This is a genomic window from Kitasatospora sp. NPDC058032 (assembly GCF_042885845.1).
Lineage (GTDB): Bacteria > Actinomycetota > Actinomycetes > Streptomycetales > Streptomycetaceae > Kitasatospora.
On the sequence record NZ_JBHVRK010000007.1, the window covers coordinates 382,508 to 401,058 of the forward strand.

Consider the following 18,551-nt stretch of genomic DNA (forward strand, 5'->3'; position numbering starts at 1 on the left):
CCGCCCGGCGGGAATTGTCAGACACGCCCCAGGACCGCGGACCACCGCCCGGCGGGACACGCCGGGCGGTGTCGGGGTGCCCCGGCACGGGCGGTGGGCGAGGGTGGGAGGACCGACACGTCCCCACTCCGCGCACCCCCGGGAGGGCCCCGATGTCCATCGCAAGCGTGAACCCCGCGACCGGCGAGACCCTGGAGACCTTCGAACCCCTGGACGCGGCCGGCCTCGAACAGCGGTTGGCCCGCGCCGAGGCGGCCTTCCGGACGTACCGCACCACGTCCTACGCCCAGCGCGCCGGCCTGCTGCGCCGCGCCGCCGACCTGCTCGACCGGGAGCGGGAGACCGTCGCACGGACGATGACCGAGGAGATGGGCAAGCCGCTCACCGCGGCCCGCGCCGAGGCCGCCAAGTGCGCCAGGGCGATGCGCTGGTACGCCGAGAACGCCGAGGCGCTGCTCGCCGACGAGCACCCGGAGCCGGCCGACGTCGCCGACTCCGGGGCGGCCCGCGCGTACGTGCGGTACCGGCCGCTGGGCGTGGTCCTGGCGGTGATGCCCTGGAACTTCCCCTTCTGGCAGGTCGTGCGGTTCGCCGCGCCCGCGCTGATGGCCGGCAACGTCGGCCTGCTCAAGCACGCGTCCAACGTGCCGCGCACCGCGGTGGCGCTGGAGGAGCTGTTCCGCCGGGCCGGCTTCCCGGAGGGCTGCTTCCAGACCCTGCTGATCGGCTCGGGCGCGGTGGAGGGCGTGATCCGCGACCCCCGGGTGGCCGCCGTGACGCTCACCGGCAGCGAGCCGGCCGGGCGGGCGGTCGCGGCCACGGCGGCCGACGAGGTGAAGAAGGCCGTCCTGGAGCTGGGTGGCAGCGACCCGTTCGTCGTCCTGCCGAGCGCGGACCTGGACGCCGCCGTCGCCACCGCCGTGACGGCGCGCTCGCAGAACAACGGGCAGTCCTGCATCGCCGCCAAGCGGTTCATCGTGCACACCGAGGTCTACGACCGGTTCACCGCCGCGTTCACCGAGGCCATGCGGGCGCTGCGGGTCGGCGACCCGATGGACGAGGCCACCCAGGTCGGTCCGCTGGCCAGCCGGCAGGGGCGGGACGACCTGGCCGAGCTGGTCGACGACGCGCGGGCGCACGGGGCCGGGGTGGAGTGCGGCGGGCGCCGCCCGGAGGGCCTGGACGCGCGGGGCCTGGACGGCGGGTGGTTCTACGAGCCGACCGTGCTCACCGGCATCACGCCGGGGATGCGGATCCACCACGAGGAGACCTTCGGCCCGGTCGCCACGGTCTACCGGGCCGACGATCTGGACCACGCGGTCGCGCTGGCCAACGACACCCCGTTCGGCCTCAGCTCCAACGTCTGGACGGAGGACCCGGCCGAGCAGGACCGGTTCGTGCGGGACATCCAGGCGGGCGGGGTGTTCTTCAACGGCATGACGGCCTCGCACCCGGCCCTGCCGTTCGGCGGCGTCAAGCGCTCCGGATTCGGCCGCGAGCTGTCCGGACACGGCATCCGGGAGTTCTGCAACATCACCACGGTCTGGGTGGCGTAGTACGCGAGCCGTCCGCGCCCCCGGCCGGGGCCGTGCGCCCCGGCCGGATCCGGCCAAGTTTCCGGACAGACGATTGATCCGCTTTGTCCGAATCCTCGGCCACCGGTGCGCGAGACGGACCGGACCGGCCTTCACATCACACGGACACGCCCTCCACGAAATCCCTTCGTTGACAAACCGGCGGAAAAATTCTGCTCATATAAATAAAAGCTGAACTGATTCATTGCGGATGGCCGAACGATGGCATATCCCGAACGGCGAGAACTCGACGGCGGCGCATTTCCGGATACCTTCTGGGACGACCGGCCGGAGGGGTCGGTCACCACGGGAAGGAAACGCGATGAAGCTCCTCAAGCGCGCCGCTGCCCTCGCCGCCTCGGCGGCCGTCCTGGCCGGCGGCACGACCGTCCTGAACGCCACCCCGGCGGCCGCCGCCACCGAGATCACCCTCCAGAACGTCGCCACCGGCCGCCTCCTGGACAGCAACGGCAACGGCAACGTCTACACGCTCCCCGCCAACGGCGGCTCGTACCAGCGTTGGTACGCCAACGACCTGGGCAACAACACCTTCACCCTGCAGAACAAGGCCACCGGCCTGTTCCTGGACAGCAACGGCAACGGCAACGTCTACGCCCTGGGCGGCAACGGCGGCAGCTACCAGAAGTGGGTGAAGCGGGCCTCCACCTACGGCAGCACCTACCAGAACCTGGCCACCGGCCTGTTCCTGGACAGCAACGCCAACGGGAACGTCTACACCCTGGGCGGCAACGGCGGCTCGTACCAGCAGTGGCGCTGATCGTCCATCAGGTCGAAGAATCATCGGTTCATGTCAATGATGTGACTGTTCATCACCCGTGAACTGCACCTTCGTCGACCAAGAACTGCCCTCCCCGGCGCCTCGATCGCCGGGGAGGGCTGCGCCATGCTACGGTGCCGGGCCAGGGGCCTGTGCCCGGCGGCGTTCGCTCACGGCCGAACCGGCCCGCCACCCCGGGCCGCCGACCAGAATCGGCCGCAAGACCACTCGCACCCGGAACGACGGGGATGTTCAGTGACAATTAGTACACTCACATCAGCACTCCATCGCAGGACGGAGGGTGACGAACCGTCGGTCCTGTTATCCCCCGCCGATCGGCGGGTGCGGTTCATCCCCTGGGCGGTCGCCCTCGCGCTGTTCCTGGTTTACGCGTTCTTCACCGTCCGCCGTCACGACCTGCTGCTCACCAGCGGGTACGACCTCGGAATCTTCGAACAGGGCGTGCGCGGCTACGCCGAGGGCCGCGGCCCGATCGTCGAACTCAAGGGCCCCGGCTTCAATCTGCTGGGTGATCACTTCTCCCCCGTCCTCGCCGCCCTCGCCCCGTTCTACTGGATCTGGCCCTCGGCCAAGACCCTGCTGCTGGCACAGTCCGCCCTGGTGGCCGTCGCCGCCGTACCGATCTGCCGCTGGGCGCAACGCGGCGCCGGGACGGCCGTCGCGCTGGCCGCCGGCCTCGGTTACGGGTTCTCCTGGGGGCTCGCCTCGGCGCTCGGCTTCGACTTCCACGAGATCACCTTCGCGGTGCCGCTGATCGCCTTCGCGGTCTGCGCGCTCGGCGAGCGGCGCTGGCTCGCCGCCGCCCTCTGGTCCGCGCCGCTGGTGCTGGTCAAGGAGGACCTCGGCATCACCGTGGCCGCCGTCGGCGCCTACATCCTGTGGCGCGGCGACCGCCGGGTCGGCGCGGCCACCGTGCTGTTCGGCATCGGCGCCTCGCTGCTCGAACTCCTGGTGCTGCTGCCGGCGATGAGCCCCGGGGGCAGCTTCGCGTACTGGGACAACCTGAGCGGCGGCTCGGGCGGCCGGAACCTGCTCACCCTGCCGCTCGACCTGATCACCCCGGGCGAGAAGGTCACCACCGTCCTGCTGCTGCTCGCGCCGACCCTCCTGCTGGCCGCCCGTTCACCGCTGATGATCGTCGCGCTGCCCACCCTCGGCTGGCGGCTGCTCTCCAACAACCCGGCCTACTGGGGCACCAGTTACCACTACAGCGCGGTGCTGATGCCGATCGTCTTCGCGGCCTTCGTGCACGTCCTGGTGATGGCGCGGGAGCGGGACGGCGTGCTGCCCAGGTGGCTCGCCCGGGCCGCGCCGCCGGTCAGCGCGGTGATCACCCTCGCACTGCTGCCCGGGTTCGCGTTCAGCCAGCTGTTCACCCTCGAGCTGTGGCGCACGCCGGCCCGGGTCGAGGCGGCCCGGTCGGTGCTGGCCACCGTCCCGGACGACGCCCGGGTCGCCGCCTCCAACCGGCTGGTGCCGCAGCTGACCAACCGCTGCGAGGTCATCGTGTTCGGCTGGCCGCAGAACTGGTCGAGCGCCGAGTGGATCGTGGTCGACGAGGGCCAGCCGATGGGCTGGCCGCTGCCGCCCGACAAGGAGCGCGAGGAGGTCGCCAGCGTCAAGCGCAGCGGCTACCGGGTGGTCCGCAGCGACCACGGCATCACGCTGCTGCGACGCACACCCGACGCCGCCGCGGTGGCGGCCGAGCCGCCCGCGCCCGGTACGCCCGAAGCCGGTACGCCCACGCCCGGGACACCCGAAACCGGTACGCCCGGAGCCGGCTGACCCGCCGCCCCGGGTCGGGCACGCACCGGCCCGGGGCGGGTCCCCGGGCCGTCCGCCCGCCTCCGAACCAGCCCCCGTCTCCGACCAGTTCAGGGATCCCGTGCCAGTCGAAACCGGGCTCAGCCCGTCCACCCGCGCGAACCGGCCGCTGCTGCCGCGCGCCGCCCGTCCGTCCACGCCCGGCAGCACCGGCCCGCTCACCGGGCGCCGGACCGCCGTGCTGACCCTGCTCTGCTTCGCCGTGACCGCGGCCTGCGGACTCCAGCAGTGGTCGGCGGTCCTGCTCGGCGGCTTCGACCTCGGGATCTTCCACCAGGGCGTGGCCGGATACGCGGACTTCGGCCTGCCGATCTCCCCGGTCAAGAGCTACCACCACGAGTTCCCGCCCGGCTTCTCGCTGCTGGGCGACCACTTCTCGCCGATCCTGGCCGCGCTCGCCCCGCTGTACTGGCTCTGGGAGGACCCGCGCACGCTGATCCTCGGCCAGGCGTTACTGCTCGCCGCCGGCGTGCCGCTGATCCGCCGGATCGCGGTGCACTGCTTCCCCCGCCCGGCCGGCGGCACCGGGGCGACCGGGGAGAGCACGGAGGGCGACGCCGGTGCGGACGAGGCCGGGGAGGGCGACGCCGCACACACCCGCGCCGTCCGCCTGGTCGCCGACCTGGCCGGCCTGGCCTACGGCCTGGGCTGGCCGCTGCTGGCCGCCGGGCGCGGCGGCTTCCACGAGGTCGCCTTCGCCGTCCCGCTGACCCTGCTGATGCTCGAACGCGGCCTCGCCCGCCGCTACGGCACCGCCGCCCTCGCCGCCGCCCTGCTCTGCCTCACCAAGGAGGACCTCGGCCTGCTGGTCGGCGTCTACGGCCTCGTCCTGCTCTGGCGCAGCCGCCCGCGCGGCGACCGCCGGGGCGAGCGGGCCGGGGACCGGCGCGGCCTCGCCTACGGCGCCGGTCTGCTGATCGGCGGCCCGCTGGCCTCCGCCCTGGCGATCGGCTGGCTGATCCCCGCGATGGGCGGACAGCCGGACTACTACTGGGTGTACGGCCCGATCGGCTCGGACGCCGGAACCGCGTTCGGCAACCTGCTCCGCGACCCGCTGCTGCTCTTCGAGGTCGCCACCAACGCCACCATCAAGCCGCTGCTGCTGCTCTGGCTGTTCGGCACCCTGCTGCTGCTGCCGCTGCGCTCCGCGACCACGCTCTGCCTGCTGCCGCTGCTCGCCGAGCGCGTGCTGTCCGACAACCCCAACCACTGGTCGATCGCCCACCACTACGACGCCCTGCTCTGGCCGGTGCTGCTCACCGCCTGCCTGGAGGTGCTCGGCCGCCTGTACGCCCGGGGCGGGACGCACCGCCGCGCCGCCTACGGCCTGGGCGCGGTGGTGGTGGCGGGCTCGCTGGTGTGCAGCCTGCTGCTGGGCGGGCTCAGCCTGCTCACGCCGAGCTCCTGGCGGCCGTCGGCGAGCAACGCCGCCCTGGTCCGGGGCGCCGCGCAGGTCCCGGACGGCGCGCTGGTGGAGGCCGACAACCAGGTGGTGCCCCGGCTGGTCGGCCGCACCGACGTCGTCCTGGTGGACGCCACACCGCGCGGACGCGACTACGTCCTGATCCGCTCCGACACCCGGACCTTCCCGTTCCAGACCTCGGACGAGCAGGCCGACCGGATCGAGCTGCTGCTCGCCCACGGCTACCGGCAGGTCTGGGCCGAGGACGGGGTGGTACTGCTGCACCGCGAGAGCGACGAGCCGGTCCCGGGCGAGGCGGTCCCCGGCGAGGACAGCACGCCGGTCAAGGAGATCGTCCCTTCGGACGTCGGCCACAACCTGTTCAAGGGCTGAGAACGCGCCGTTGTCCCCGGCCGTTCGGCACGGCCGGGGACAACGGCTGCGGGTGGGGTCAGACGGCCACCCGGTGCCGGGCCGGGAGGGACGTCCGCCAGCGCACGAACATGCCGGCCAGGGCGAGCAGGGTGGCGCCCCAGACGATGCTGAAGATCACCAGCATCGGCAGCCAGACCACCTGGGAGGCGACGGCGCCGAGGCCGAGCGAGAGGCCGACCATGAGGACGACGGCCGTCGGGGAGAGGCTGCACAGCCAGTGCAGGGCCCGGTGCGCCCGGCTCGGGTGCTCCGGCGCGCCGGGGCCGGTGTCCAGGGCCTTGTAGGTGATGAGATCCATCGGGAATCGCCTCCGGGGGCGTCAGGGGAGGTCACGGGGCCTTCCGAGGTCACGAGGCCTTCCGGGGAGTGGCGGACTTCCGGGTCGTGGTCTTCTTCGCGGCGGCCCTGGTGGTCTTCCCGGCCGCCGTGGTCTTCTTCGCCGTGGCGCGCTTGCGCGGGGCGGGCGCCGTCTCCGCCGACGCCTCCGCCGCCCCGGTGTCCTCCGCCTCCTCGGCACGGGTGCGGCCCGGGTGGGCGTCCTTGGCCTGCCGCAGGCTGCTGCGCAGCGCCTCCATGAGGTCGATGACGTTGTCCGGCGCCGCTCCCGCCTCCTCCTCGTGCGGCACCTCGACGCCCTGCAGCCGCGCCTCGATCACCTGCTGGAGCGCCTGCTGGTAGTCGTCGTGCAGCTGGTCGAGGTCGAAGTCCTCGGACAGCGTCTCCATCAGCGAGCGCGCCATCTTCAGCTCCTGCGGCCGCACCGTGACGTGTTCCTCGGGCGCGATGCCGGCCGCCGGGCGGACCTCGTCGGGCCAGATGCAGGTCTGGAGCACCAGGGTGCCGTCGTGCACCCGCAACACCGCCGGAGACTCCCGGGTGCGCAGCGCGATCTTGGTGACGGCGATCTGCCCGGACTCGACGAGGGCGTCGCGCAGCAGCGCGTAGGGCTTGGCGGCGGCCTTGTCGGCGACGCCGACGTAGTAGGCCTTGGAGAACATCAGCGGGTCGATCTCGCCCTCGTCGACGAAGGCCAGCACGTCGATGATCTTCTTGCTGGGCAGCGGGAGGTCCGCGAGGTCCTCGTCGGTGAGGGTGACGGTCCGGCCGTCCGGCGACTCGTAGCCCTTGGCGATCTCCGTGTACGGGACCTCCTTCTCCTCCTGCTCGCAGTACCGCTTCATGCGTACCCGGCCGCCGTCCCTGGCGTGCACCTGGTGCAGGGGGACGTCGTGCTCCTTCGTCGCGGAGTACAGGTGGACGGGGATGGAGACCAGGCCGAAGCTGATCGTCCCCTTCCAGGTGGTCTGCATGGGGTCGCTCCTTCCCGGAGCCGTCCCGGCGGTTCGCGCTGGCCGGGGCGCCCGGCCCCGGAGGATTCCACTCTGCCCGGGTTTGCCCCGTTCGGCCACAGGATGCCCGCCGGGGCGGCCTTCGCGGGCCGGCCCGGCGGACAATGGACGGCGGGGCCCGGGTAGCGGCGCAGGGGCGGGGGCGGAGGTGGGCGCATGGCACGGAGCACCGGAGCGGCCCCGCCGCCGGCCGCGACGACGTACCGGGTGCGGTACGCGCTGGCCGGCACGGCGGGGGTGCGGCAGACCGAGGTCACCGTGCTGCCCGGGTACTCGCAGGAGGACGACATCCCGGCGATCCTGGCCGCCCGGCTCACCGGGCGGCCGACGGACGCGCGGCGGATCGTCCTGCTGGAGATCGCCGAGGCCCAGGGGTGTGTCACGCCTGGAGCGAGGCCAGCGTGACGATGGTGATGTCGGACGGCGCGCCGACTCGGACCGGCGGCCCCCAGGCCCCGGCGCCGCGCGTCACGTAGAGCTGGGTGTCGCCGTAGCGCTCCAGCCCGGCGACCGTGGGGTTGGGCAGCTTCGCGATCAGGTTGCCCGGCCAGAGCTGCCCGCCGTGGGTGTGACCGGAGAGCTGGAGGTCGACGCCGTGCCGGACCGCGTCGTGGATGGTGACCGGCTGGTGCGAGAGCAGGACGGCGGTGCGGGCCGGGTCGCGGTCGCCGAGCGCCCTGCCGAAGTCGGGGCCGTCGCCCTCCCGCTCCCCGGCGATGTCGTTGACGCCGGCGAGGTCGAAGCCGCCCAGCTCCACCCGAGCGTTGCGCAGCGGGTGGACGCCCAGCTCGCGGACGAAGTCCACCCAGGGCGCCGCGCCGGAGATGTACTCGTGGTTGCCGGTCACGAAGTACGCCCCGTCGCGGGCCCGCAGCTGCGCCAACGGTTCGGCGTCGCGGCCGAGTTCGGGCACCGTGCCGTCGACCAGGTCACCGACGATGGTGATCAGGTCGGGCTGCGCGCCGTTGATGGTGTCCACGATCCGCTGGGTGTGGGCGCGGCCGAGGATCGGGCCGAGGTGGATGTCGCTGACGACGGCGATCCGGTACCCGTGGGCGCGGGCCGGCAGCTTGGCGAGCGGGACGGTGACCTGCTTGAGCCGGGGTCCGCGCAGCACCCCGTAGGTGCCGGTGCCGACCACGGCCGCCGCCGCGCCGGAGGCGCCGATCGCGACCGCCCGGGCGACGAACAGCCGCCGCTCCGGGGAGGGGGCGGCGAGCCTTGACGGAACGTCACCCTCCGTCGCCGGAGCCGCTTCGGCGGCCTCCGAGGCCTCCGCGCCCACCGTGGTGTCGGCGGTGTTCGGGGCCTCGACGGCCGCCACGGCCGCGCCGGCCGGTACGGCACGCCGGGTCGGCAGGCGGAGCAGCAGCGGCCGCAGCAGTTCGCCGAGGCCGAGCGCGATCAGCAGGTAGAGCAGCACCGGCAGCCACAGGTAGCCCGGCCAGGCGAACCAGCGTTCGACCGCCATCGGGAACACCTTCCCGCCGATCAGCGCGCCGACCGAGAGCACCGGCAGGACGACGGCGAGCACCGTCCCGGCCCGGCGCCAGAGCCCGCCCGATGCCGAGACGTCGCGCACCAGCCGGCGCCAGAGGTACCAGTGGACGACGGCCAGTAAGGCCAGGACGAGGAGGGCGCCGAGCACCACAAGGACGATCATCACGCGAAAAGTATGGACGGCCGCCTGACAAACCCCGCCGGAGGGCCCCAACTTGCTGCCACTGCGTCAGATTTGAGCTTTCCGCGAGGTCGTCGCACCTGCACTGACCTGGCCTTTTGCGTCCGCTCACCGAACACTTGGCGGCGCCTTGTTCCGATAGCCGGAGGTAGCGACTAGGTTGCACCGCAATGCGCGGATCCGTCCCCCACCCTCCGGCGTTCGAGCCGAGGGTCAGGCCGCGCCGGAAAGGCACAGGGCACCCTCACGATGCGTGCGGACATCACCACCCGGGCCGGATCCCCGCCGGCCGGCTCCTCCGTCTCCGGGCACGGCCGCGGCGGCGACGGCCATCTCAAGGCCGGGCTCAAGAACCGCCATCTGTCGATGATCGCCATCGGCGGCGTGATCGGCGCGGGCCTCTTCGTCGGTTCCGGCGCGGGCATCGCCGCCACCGGCCCCGGCATCCTGCTCTCCTACGCGCTGGCCGGTGTGCTGGTCGTCCTGGTGATGCGGATGCTCGGCGAGATGGCCGCGGCCGACCCGCAGAGCGGCTCCTTCTCGGCCTACGCGGACCGGGCGCTGGGCCGCTGGGCCGGGTTCACCATCGGCTGGCTGTACTGGTTCTTCTGGGTGGTGGTGCTGGCCGTCGAGGCCACCGCCGGCGCGAAGATCCTCAACAGCTGGATGCCGGGCGTGCCGCAGTGGGCGTTCGCGCTGATCGTGATGGCCGTGCTGACCGCGACCAACCTGGGCTCGGTCGCCTCCTACGGCGAGTTCGAGTTCTGGTTCGCCGGGATCAAGGTGGTGGCGATCGCCGCCTTCCTGGTGATCGGCACGCTGGCCGTGTTCGGCGTGCTGCCGGGCACCCACGCGGTCGGCGCCTCCAATCTGACCGGCCACGGCGGCTTCCTGCCGCACGGGGTGGGCGCGGTGTTCACCGGCATGCTGACCGTGGTCTTCGCCTTCATGGGCAGCGAGATCGTCACCCTGGCCGCCGGTGAGTCGGAGGACCCGGAGAAGGCGGTCAGCAAGGCGACCAACAGCGTCATCTGGCGGATCGGGATCTTCTACCTCGGCTCGATCCTGCTCGTGGTGACGCTGCTGCCGTGGGACTCCGCCGCCGTCAAGGGCAGCCCCTACGTCGCGGTGCTGGAGCACGTGGGCATCCCGGGCGCCGGCCGGGTGATGGACGTGATCGTGCTGACGGCCGTGCTGTCCTGCCTCAACTCGGGCATGTACACCGCCTCCCGGATGGCCTTCTCGCTGGGGCAGCGCGGCGACGCGCCGAAGGCCTTCGCGACGGTGACCAAGCGCGGCGTGCCGCGGGTGGCGATCCTCTCCTCGGTGGTGTTCGGCTTCGTGGCGGTGTTCTTCAACTACACCTCGCCCGACACCGTCTTCGCCTTCCTGCTGAACTCGTCCGGCGCGGTGGCGCTCTTCGTGTGGCTCGTGATCTGCTTCTCCCAGCTCCGGATGCGCCGGATCATCGAGCGCGAGTGCCCGGAGCGGCTGACCGTCCGGATGTGGCTGTACCCGTACCTCACCTGGACCGCGATCGGCATGATCGGGTTCGTGGTGTCGTACATGTTCACCGACGCCGACGGTCGGAAGCAGATGTACCTGTCGCTGGTCGCCGCGGGCATCGTGCTGGCGGCGTCGGCCGTGGTGGGCCGCCGGCGGCGGGCCGCGGCGGTGGCGTCGGCATCCTGAGCCGGCGCGCGGTACCGTCCGCGGAGACCGGGCCCGGGAGCCGTTGCGGAGGCTCCCGGGCCCGGCCCGTGTCCGGTGCCGCCCCCGTTCCCCGGCCCCTTCCGGTGCCGTCCCTGTTCCCCAGCCCCTTCCGGTGCCGTTCCGTGACGGGCCGGACATGATCCGGCGACCCCGCAGCCCCTACCCTTTCCCCTCATGCGAGATCTTGCGGCGGGGACGGGGTACCTGGCCAAGGGCCAGAAGTGGGTGGGGCGGCACGGCCGCTGGTGGGCGTTCGGGATGATCCCGGCGCTGATCACGCTGGCCGGCTACGCGGTGGCGCTGTTCCTCCTCGGCGGCTGGGCCGGGTCCATCGCCGAGTGGGCCACCCCGTTCGCCGACTCCTGGTCCTCGCTCTGGCAGGACCTGGTCCGCACCACGCTCGCCGCGCTGCTCTTCGTCGGCGGGCTGCTGCTGTCCCTGCTCACCTTCACCGCGGTCACGCTGCTGGTCGGCCAGCCGTTCTACGAGGAGCTGTGCGCGAAGGTCGACGAGACCGAGGGCGGCGCACCGGCCCCGGCGGAGGTGCCGCTCTGGCGCGAGCTGGTGGTGGCGGCCCGGGACAGCCTCTTCGTCCTGGTGCGGGCCGGCGGCTTCGGCGTCCTGCTGTTCGCGGCCGGGTTCATCCCGGTGGTCGGGCAGACCGTGGTGCCGGTGCTGGGCTTCGCGGTCTCCGGCTTCTTCCTCACCCTGGAGCTGACCTCGGTCGCGCTGCAGCGGCGCGGGGTGCCGCAGCGCGAGCGGCTGCGGCTGCTGCGCGGGCGGCTCGGGCTGGCCCTCGGCTTCGGCGTGCCGCTGGTGCTGGGGTTCCTGGTCCCGCTGGTGACGGTGCTCGCCATGCCGGGCGCGGTGGCCGGTGCCACCCTGCTGGCCCGCGACCTGGTGCCGGTGGAGGCCGGGCCGGCGGGCGAGGACGACGAGCAGGGGCCGGAGGCGGAGGCCGTCCCGGAGCTGCCGGAGTACCACGCGTTGCGGCCCGTGGCGGGCAACCCGTACGCCGGCGCCCCGCAGCCGGTGGAGCCCAACCCGTACCGGGGCGCGTGACCGGACCGTCACCCTGCGTCGGGCCCGGCCCCGTCCGCGTGTGAGGCCCCCCACAGGGGCCGGGCGGTCTACTGCCGCCGATAGTGGACGCCCGCGCGGCGGGGCGCCGCCGGGGGTCCGCGGGGCGCCCTCCGCCAGGTGGCGGTGCGGCCGGCCGGGCGGCGGCGGGCCGGAAGAACGCAGGCGGCGGGCCGGTTCGGGCCGCCTGTTCGCCGACGATCGCCGCGATCCGCCCCGCCATCCCTAAAAACGGACATATCCCTACGAAGCGCCCGCCCTCGGCCGGGCGCTTCGCCGTTCCGGCCGCTCGCTCCACTACCGCCCGTCGTAGCGGACGGCTTTGCCGCCCGTGCCGGGCTCTGCCAAGAATGGCCCGTCGCCAGGCAGCGCGGCCGGTTCCCCCGCCGCGTTTCCCGTCCCGCCCCGCCCTCCGTACCGGGGCACGCACCACGGCCGTACCGGGGCACGCACCACGGCCGTCCCGTACGCCGCCGCGGGCCGCTCCCCCGAGCCGGCCCCGCACGATGCCCGGCGCCCGTGCCACCGCCCCGCCCGGGGCCGGCACGCCCCGACGGCCGTCGGGGCTCCGACGGAGCCCCCGACGGCACCCCGACGGAAAAGGATCGTCCGCTCCATGCAGCTCAGCCATGCCCGCCGCAACTCGCTGATCACCGGCATCACCACGCTGGTGGTGGCGAGCGCGGCCACCGCCGCCCTCGCCATCCCGGACAGCGGGACCGCGGTCGCCGAGGCCCCCGCCGCCGCGGTGGTCGGCACCGCCGGCGACACCTCGGCGGACGCGCAGGCCGCCGCGGCGCAGGCACAGGCGGACGCCCAGGCCCAGGCCGACGCCCAGGCCGCCGCCGCTGCCGCGCAGGCCCAGGCCGAGGCGGACGCCGCCGCCCAGGCACAGGCCGCCGCGCAGGCGCAGGCCGAGGCCCAGGCGAAGGCCCAGGCGGACGCGAAGGCCAGGGCCGACGCCGAGGCCGCCGCCTCCCGCTCCCAGGAGCGCTCCACCCTGAACAGCAAGCCGTCCTACTCCGGCAGCCCGCGCGAGATCGCCGCCCAGATCGTGCCGGCCGGCCAGCTCCAGTGCTTCAACAACATCGTGTCCCGCGAGAGCAGCTGGAACGTCACCGCCACCAACCCCTCCTCGGGCGCGTACGGCCTGGTCCAGGCGCTGCCCGGCTCCAAGATGGCCTCGGCCGGCGCCGACTGGCGCACCAACCCGGTCACCCAGATCAAGTGGGGCCTGAACTACATGAACTCCCGCTACGGCAGCCCGTGCGGCGCCTGGGCGTTCTGGCAGTCGCACCACTGGTACTGATCCGCCCTTCCACTCCCCCGGGCCTGCAGGCCACCGGCCTGCGGGCCGGCGGCGTTCCTGGCCGAAATCCTGATGGCCCCGGACGCCTCCCGGGCGGAAGAGTGGAGCCCATGGATCATGTGAGGCTCTCCGACGGGGTCGTCACGCTCACGCCGTTCGGGCCGGCGGACATCGACGCGCACCTGGCCGGCGAGGACGCGCTGCTGGTGCGGTGGCTGAACGGCGGGCCGAGCACCCGCGCGGGCGTCGAGGAGTACGTGCGGCGGTGCACCGCGCAGTGGGTGTACCGGGGGCCGGCCCGGGTGTTCGGGATCCGGACCGGGCCGGAGCCGGTGCTGGCGGGCACGATAGACCTGCGCTTCGCGATGCCGTGCCTCGGCCCGGGGCAGGTCAACATCGCGTACGGCCTCTACCCGGCCTGGCGCGGGCGGGGACTGGTGACCAGGGCGGTGCGCCTGGTGTGCGGGTACGCCGTGCAGGAGGGCGCGCGCGAGGGCGTGATCCGGGTCGACCCGGAGAACCTCGCCTCGGCGGCCGTGGCCCGGCGGGCCGGCTTCCGGTACGTCGGACACCTGCCGGAGCCACCCGGGATCCCGCTCGACCGGTACGTCCGCGAGCTGGCCGAGATACCCGCCGGGGCCAGGACGGCGGCTGCCCACGCGGTCTGAACGACCCCCGGCCGCGCCGGCTGTTCCAAGGCCCGCCTCCGTCCGCGTCCCGCCGTGGTGACACCTCCTGCCTGCCTGCCCGCCTGCCGGGCGCGGCGCGCGCCGGGGCGTGCGTCGGAACGGACGTCGTGACGTGGACGCGCCCGGGGCAGCCGGTGAAGATATGGCGTACGTCCGTACGATTTGATGGGTATTGCCCGACCTACGGACCGTCAGGGCTTTGCGACCGTCCGCAGGCGCTCCTACGCTCCCGCGTCATGCCCTCACCCCTGATCAGCGTCGTGATCCCCGCCTATGACCAGCAGAAACAGCTGGCGGACTGCCTGGACTCGCTGCTCAGGCACTTCCGTAATCCATAGAACGGATGTGTCATGGAGACTGTGACGACGACCGAGTACGACGGGTGCGGGTTGTGCTTCGTGGGGGCACGTCGGCTCAGCAGGAAGACCGACAAGACGAGCAGCCCGGAGAGGCAGCAGAGCCAGATCCTACGGACCGTCGCATCGGTGGGAGGGCACGTCATCGGCTGGGCTGATGACTGGGAGGTGTCCGGCGCCACGGACCCCATGACGCGACCGCAACTCGGTCCGTGGCTCCGGGGCGAGATGGGTCCGTATTCGGGGACCGCAGCCGCCACCGTGGACCGCATCGGACGCAACGTGCGGTGCGTACTCAACACGCAAGCGCTCTTGACCGAGCAGGGCCGCTTGATCGTGACCGGCGATCATGACGGCATCTGGGATTTCAGCGACCCCAACCAGGAGAACGACTGGATGCTCAAGGCTTGGGGATCGCAGTTGGAGCTACGGGCGATCCAGAAGCGCAACCGCGAGGAGACCGTTCGGGCTCGCGAGGCCGGCCAGCCCAAGCAGATGCCCTCGTACGGCTACTTGTACATCCGGCTGGTCCCCATGGGCAAGGTCGATCACGTCGAGATCGACCCCATCGCGGCGGAGATCATTCGCGATGTGGCGAAGCGGATCCTGTCGGACGAGACCGGCATGATCACTTACACCACGGAGGCAGCACGACTCAGCCGGAACAGGATTCCGTCACCGAGTGACCGACGAGCGGAGCTGTACGGCCGTAAGCCGAATGGGGCCCCTTGGGTCCCCAAGAGCCTCCTCAAGATCCTTACCAGCGAAGCAGCCTTGGGCTACCTCATGCACGGGGGCAGGCCGGTCCTGGGGCCGAACGGCCGTCCGGTGCGACTGGCGGAGCCCCTGTGGGATCAGGCCACCCACAACGCGCTGGTCGCCAAAACCGCCCCGAAGGGTAACCGTACGCGCGCGCCGAAGAGCGTCCGCCGGATGTCGGGTCTGTCCACCTGCGGGAACTGCGCCACCCGGCTGTACACCGTCGGACAGAAGGGGGCAGTCGCCTACGGCTGCACCGGACGTGTCCGAGGTCTACCGCAGAGCCAAGCTTGCAGGCCCGCACCCACGATGGCCCTCCACCAGATGGACAGCCGTTCTGAGGAATGGTTCCTGAATACCTACGGGGACTTGGAGGAGGTGAAGCGGATTTATGACCCGGGCACCGGCTTCGCAGCACAGATCGTAACGCTCAAGGCGGATCGCAATCGCTTGCTGAAGGACCGCGAGGCCGGCGTCTACGACGACCCGGAGCGGGAGGCGTGGTTCTACGAGCGCAACCGGCAGCTCGGCGAGCAGATCAAGGAGCTTGCAGCCCTTCCCGATCGTGAGCCGGGCATGCGGATGATGCCGACCGGCCGCCGCATTGCCGATGTATGGCAGGTGGCCAGTGATGACGTGGCAAAGCGCGAGTTGCTGGCCGAGTTTGGCGTTCAGGTGGTACTCAACCCCCGGGGCGCCAAGAACCGGCTGGTGATCACCGGAAACAACCCGTACAGCTTCGCTTCCTAGCACACAGCGAGGGGTGCCCCGCGATCAATGTATCCGGCGGGGCCCCTCTCTTGTTCACACGGCCAGTTCCAGAAGTGGCGCAGCCAGCCGCACCATCCGACCGGTCAGGGTGGTGAACTCAGCCACCTTCAAGGAGAGGTGCACCGCCACAGGAAGGACCGCCAGAAGCCTGGCTGCTCGATCGCCGAGAACGCCGGCCAGCCCCCAAGGAGAAAGCCGAAGTTCGAACGGACCCAACCCCGTCGCTCCAGCCAGGCAGAACCGCAGTCGATTGTCATCGGCCGCGATCACCTCCGCTCGCAGCCTTGCTGAAGCCGTGACCACGTCCCAGCCGGCCGAGCCCTCGCACGGTACGCCGCCGAGCAGACCAACCACCTCTGCGGCCGAAGCCGCCGTCAGATCGGAGATATGCCAGAGCGCCTGATCGCCACGGACGAGGGCCGAGGCGCGCCCCACCACCTCACCCTCCATGATCCACCCCCGTGTGCCCCGCCGTGTCAGCCCCTGGGGGCTCTCTCCGCGCCCCACCCACCCACCCTGGGGGCAGGTGGTCGCGGGTGATCTCTCGGGTCCGCTCAAGGTCAGCGGCGATCTGCTCAGCGATCAGAGCCTCCCCGGGCCGGTGCCCTGTTCCGGCGAACCGCCAGGAGCCCACGGTCACCTCACCCTCGGGAGCAGGCGCACCACGGACATAGTCCCCCCGCTCCGCCCGCAAACTGCGGTACGTCGTCGAGTAGGACCGGGTCTTGGTCAGACAGTGACCCCGGAAGCCGAGCATGTGAGCCCAGGCCCTCAACCGCAGGTGCGCCAACTCCGGCAGACCACCCAGCCGCCAGCAGGCCCCGACCAGCGCCCGCATGTGCGCCGACACCCGCAGAAGCCGGATCTCCGCCGCACTCGTCACCCGCCGGTCGACCGCGCCCGCAGCCTCAGCACCCTTCGTGGTGTACTTCGCCACGTAAGCGGCCACCCGTTCACCCGTCTCCGGGGAATCCACCTCACCGCGGAGTTCGTGCACATCCACCTGCACGCCGAACCGGAGCCGCCGCTCCCCGTAGGCCGCCGAGGCCGGAGCCGTCAGCGCGACCGCCCCGACCGCCGTACGGACCGCCTCCACCAGGACACCAGCCGTTGCCCACGAGGGCGGCCAGTCAGCCGGGCCGGCCGGGCCGTCGAGGCGAACAACCGCGTGGAAGTGCACGACGCCACGGCGTTGGTACTCCGCCACCTTGACCGCCGACACCCGCACCAAGCGCCGAACCGCCGACCGGCCCACCCCGGCCAGCGCCGCCAAGTGGTGATACACGTTGTCGGTGAAGGCCTTCCACAACGCCCCCGCGTGGACGTTCCACAGCACGTGCCCCGGGTAGTCGTAGCACTCCACACACAACGGCCCACCCACGAGAGCGCCGTTCTCCGGATGGACCCGCCCGCACCCCAACGCCTGCCCATGAGCGCAGAGCCCAGGGCGCTGCGGGTGGCAGCGGCCCGCACGGTGGACCCGGCCGAAGGACGGCGCCGTCAGCGTCAGGAACACCGTCGGGTGCGAACGCACCTCCGCCGGCACACCCTTGCCTCCGGCGAGACCGGCGTGCACCAGGTGCCAGCTGTCACCCTGATGCAGCCACGAGCACGGCCCGCACCGCGAGGAACGACGGTTCCTGCACCGCAAGGCAAGGCGTTCCCCGGGCTCACCCTCCGTGCTGTACCGGCGCACCAGCTCACCCGAGACGACGTCGAACGTCTCCGACATGCCCCTCAGGTACACCGGCCGGGCACACCCACCGGTCGCCGCCACCTGTTCCAACCACCGGGACAAGCCCGGCATCTGCCCAAGGCGAACCAAGTCCCGGTCCACCTCATTGAGGGCACGCAGCCGCTCGTCCAGACCGAGGTAGGCGAGACGGGCCGAAGGATCACCAAGAAGACCGCTGTTCATGGGGGATGGCTCCAGGGAAAGACGGGCCGCCCCGGCCACACCGGGCAGAACCCGGCATGACCGAGGGCAACGGACGACGCGGACGCGGAGGGCTGTGGTCGTGGTCGATCCATGGGAACTCCAGTTCGATCAAAGAAGCGGGCGGCGGCGGGTCAGGCTGTCGGAGGACCGACGACGGCGGGCGGGACAACGGGCGGGGCAGCGGGCGGCACGGCGGGTTCAATGGTGATGGCCGGGCCGTTGGGGACCACGGGCGTCGACGGGTCGCCGGAGTGGGTCAGGCCGGTGACGAACCACCGCACCGCCGCCTCGATCGGATCGGCCAGGTTGGTGCGGGCCAGGAAGAACCCGAACACCGCCACCAAGATCACCTGCCAGATCTTCAGCTCACGCGAGCGGACCATCATCACGACGATCACGAACAGGAACGCCGTCAACGGGATCGCGAAGTTCACGCGGCACCCCCGGCGTACAACTGGCCGACGGCCGGGGTCAGATGGGCGAACCGCCGCGCAGTCTCCTGCGCCTGCTCCGGGGTCACCAGGTGGGAGCGGGCCCGCATCCAACCGCCGCCAGCCGCACCGTAAGCCACCGCGACACCGGGCATCGAGAGCGGGATCGCCTGCACCGCGTCCACCGCGCCAGGGTCGAGGTCACCCAGGGTCATCTCCGCCGTGCCCTTGTCAGCGACCCGAAAGCACACCCGCCCCGCCAACTGCGCCCGCAACGATGTCGCACTCGGACCGAGGTCGGAGCCGAACCGCTGGCCGGCGATGACCAGGTGCACGCCCAGCGCCGCCCCGAGCTGCCCCAGACGCAGCAGCGCCGTCGCCACCCGCGACACCTCCGCCTTGTCCGCGCTGGTCGCCGTCAGGTACAACTCGGCAACCTC

At 72.2% G+C, this 18,551-nt stretch carries 16 protein-coding genes and 1 pseudogene; 10 read left to right on the plus strand and 7 right to left on the minus strand.

What is annotated here, in order from left to right; all coding sequences use genetic code 11:
* The first annotated feature begins 152 nt into the window (after positions 1 to 152).
* The 4 genes from ACFVUH_RS15015 to ACFVUH_RS15030 all read left to right on the plus strand — a co-directional run bounded on the left by ACFVUH_RS15015 (position 153) and on the right by ACFVUH_RS15030 (position 5,992).
* A complete protein-coding gene (locus ACFVUH_RS15015; protein ID WP_387913551.1) occupies positions 153 to 1,556 on the plus strand; it encodes an NADP-dependent succinic semialdehyde dehydrogenase in 1,404 nt (467 codons plus the stop codon).
* Between the two features lie 340 nt (positions 1,557 to 1,896).
* On the plus strand, positions 1,897 to 2,352 hold the full coding sequence (locus ACFVUH_RS15020; RefSeq protein ID WP_387913553.1) for an RICIN domain-containing protein: 456 nt from the start codon (positions 1,897 to 1,899) through the stop codon (positions 2,350 to 2,352).
* 342 nt (positions 2,353 to 2,694) lie between these two features.
* Positions 2,695 to 4,158 carry a DUF2079 domain-containing protein gene (locus ACFVUH_RS15025; protein ID WP_387913555.1) on the plus strand — a complete coding sequence of 488 codons (1,464 nt, stop codon included), beginning with the start codon at positions 2,695 to 2,697 and terminating at the stop codon, positions 4,156 to 4,158.
* A gap of 100 nt (positions 4,159 to 4,258) precedes the next feature.
* Positions 4,259 to 5,992, plus strand: coding sequence for a DUF2079 domain-containing protein (locus tag ACFVUH_RS15030; RefSeq protein WP_387913557.1), 1,734 nt, complete (start codon positions 4,259 to 4,261; stop codon positions 5,990 to 5,992).
* Positions 5,993 to 6,050: 58 nt separating this feature from the next.
* On the opposite strand, the gene ACFVUH_RS15035 is transcribed toward ACFVUH_RS15030, so the two are convergent.
* Both ACFVUH_RS15035 and ACFVUH_RS15040 read right to left on the minus strand, forming a co-directional pair.
* Complete coding sequence (locus tag ACFVUH_RS15035) at positions 6,051 to 6,332, minus strand: hypothetical protein (protein WP_387913559.1); 282 nt, start codon at positions 6,330 to 6,332, stop codon at positions 6,051 to 6,053.
* Positions 6,333 to 6,381: 49 nt separating this feature from the next.
* Positions 6,382 to 7,344 carry a Ku protein gene (locus ACFVUH_RS15040; protein ID WP_387913560.1) on the minus strand — a complete coding sequence of 321 codons (963 nt, stop codon included), beginning with the start codon at positions 7,342 to 7,344 and terminating at the stop codon, positions 6,382 to 6,384.
* Positions 7,345 to 7,539: 195 nt separating this feature from the next.
* On the opposite strand from ACFVUH_RS15040, the gene ACFVUH_RS15045 reads away from it, so the two are divergent.
* Complete coding sequence (locus ACFVUH_RS15045) at positions 7,540 to 7,788, plus strand: hypothetical protein (RefSeq protein ID WP_387913561.1); 249 nt, start codon at positions 7,540 to 7,542, stop codon at positions 7,786 to 7,788.
* On the opposite strand, the gene ACFVUH_RS15050 is transcribed toward ACFVUH_RS15045, so the two are convergent.
* Positions 7,763 to 9,046: a metallophosphoesterase gene (locus tag ACFVUH_RS15050; protein WP_387913585.1), complete on the minus strand. Its 1,284-nt coding sequence runs from the start codon at positions 9,044 to 9,046 to the stop codon at positions 7,763 to 7,765. The genes ACFVUH_RS15045 and ACFVUH_RS15050 overlap by 26 nt on opposite strands.
* 267 nt (positions 9,047 to 9,313) lie before the next feature.
* Here ACFVUH_RS15050 and ACFVUH_RS15055 point away from each other — a divergent pair, with 267 nt between their 5' ends.
* The 5 genes from ACFVUH_RS15055 to ACFVUH_RS15075 all read left to right on the plus strand — a co-directional run bounded on the left by ACFVUH_RS15055 (position 9,314) and on the right by ACFVUH_RS15075 (position 15,720).
* Positions 9,314 to 10,756, plus strand: a complete 1,443-nt coding sequence (locus ACFVUH_RS15055; protein WP_387913563.1) for an amino acid permease — start codon at positions 9,314 to 9,316, stop codon at positions 10,754 to 10,756.
* A gap of 195 nt (positions 10,757 to 10,951) precedes the next feature.
* Entirely contained in the window at positions 10,952 to 11,839 is an 888-nt protein-coding gene (locus ACFVUH_RS15060) for an EI24 domain-containing protein (RefSeq protein WP_387913564.1), read from the plus strand.
* A gap of 634 nt (positions 11,840 to 12,473) precedes the next feature.
* The gene (locus ACFVUH_RS15065) at positions 12,474 to 13,166 is read left to right on the plus strand and encodes a transglycosylase SLT domain-containing protein (protein ID WP_387913565.1); all 693 of its coding nucleotides are present in this window, start codon (positions 12,474 to 12,476) and stop codon (positions 13,164 to 13,166) included.
* Between the two features lie 110 nt (positions 13,167 to 13,276).
* Positions 13,277 to 13,834: a GNAT family N-acetyltransferase gene (locus tag ACFVUH_RS15070; RefSeq protein ID WP_387913567.1), complete on the plus strand. Its 558-nt coding sequence runs from the start codon at positions 13,277 to 13,279 to the stop codon at positions 13,832 to 13,834.
* A gap of 371 nt (positions 13,835 to 14,205) precedes the next feature.
* Positions 14,206 to 15,720 carry a recombinase family protein gene (locus tag ACFVUH_RS15075; RefSeq protein WP_387913569.1) on the plus strand — a complete coding sequence of 505 codons (1,515 nt, stop codon included), beginning with the start codon at positions 14,206 to 14,208 and terminating at the stop codon, positions 15,718 to 15,720.
* A 54-nt stretch (positions 15,721 to 15,774) separates the two neighbouring features.
* Here the strand turns inward: ACFVUH_RS15075 and ACFVUH_RS15080 are convergent, their stop codons facing one another.
* From ACFVUH_RS15080 to ACFVUH_RS15095, 4 genes and pseudogenes are all read right to left on the minus strand, one after another.
* Positions 15,775 to 16,191: a hypothetical protein gene (locus ACFVUH_RS15080; protein ID WP_387913570.1), complete on the minus strand. Its 417-nt coding sequence runs from the start codon at positions 16,189 to 16,191 to the stop codon at positions 15,775 to 15,777.
* Positions 16,181 to 17,659 carry a replication initiator gene (locus tag ACFVUH_RS15085; RefSeq protein WP_387913572.1) on the minus strand — a complete coding sequence of 493 codons (1,479 nt, stop codon included), beginning with the start codon at positions 17,657 to 17,659 and terminating at the stop codon, positions 16,181 to 16,183. Before ACFVUH_RS15085 ends, ACFVUH_RS15080 begins: the two co-directional genes overlap by 11 nt.
* 152 nt (positions 17,660 to 17,811) lie before the next feature.
* Complete coding sequence (locus ACFVUH_RS15090; protein WP_387913573.1) at positions 17,812 to 18,114, minus strand: hypothetical protein; 303 nt, start codon at positions 18,112 to 18,114, stop codon at positions 17,812 to 17,814.
* A pseudogene (locus tag ACFVUH_RS15095) lies at positions 18,111 to 18,551 on the minus strand (cell division protein FtsK); the annotation flags it as partial. The gene ACFVUH_RS15090 and the pseudogene ACFVUH_RS15095, both read right to left, overlap by 4 nt.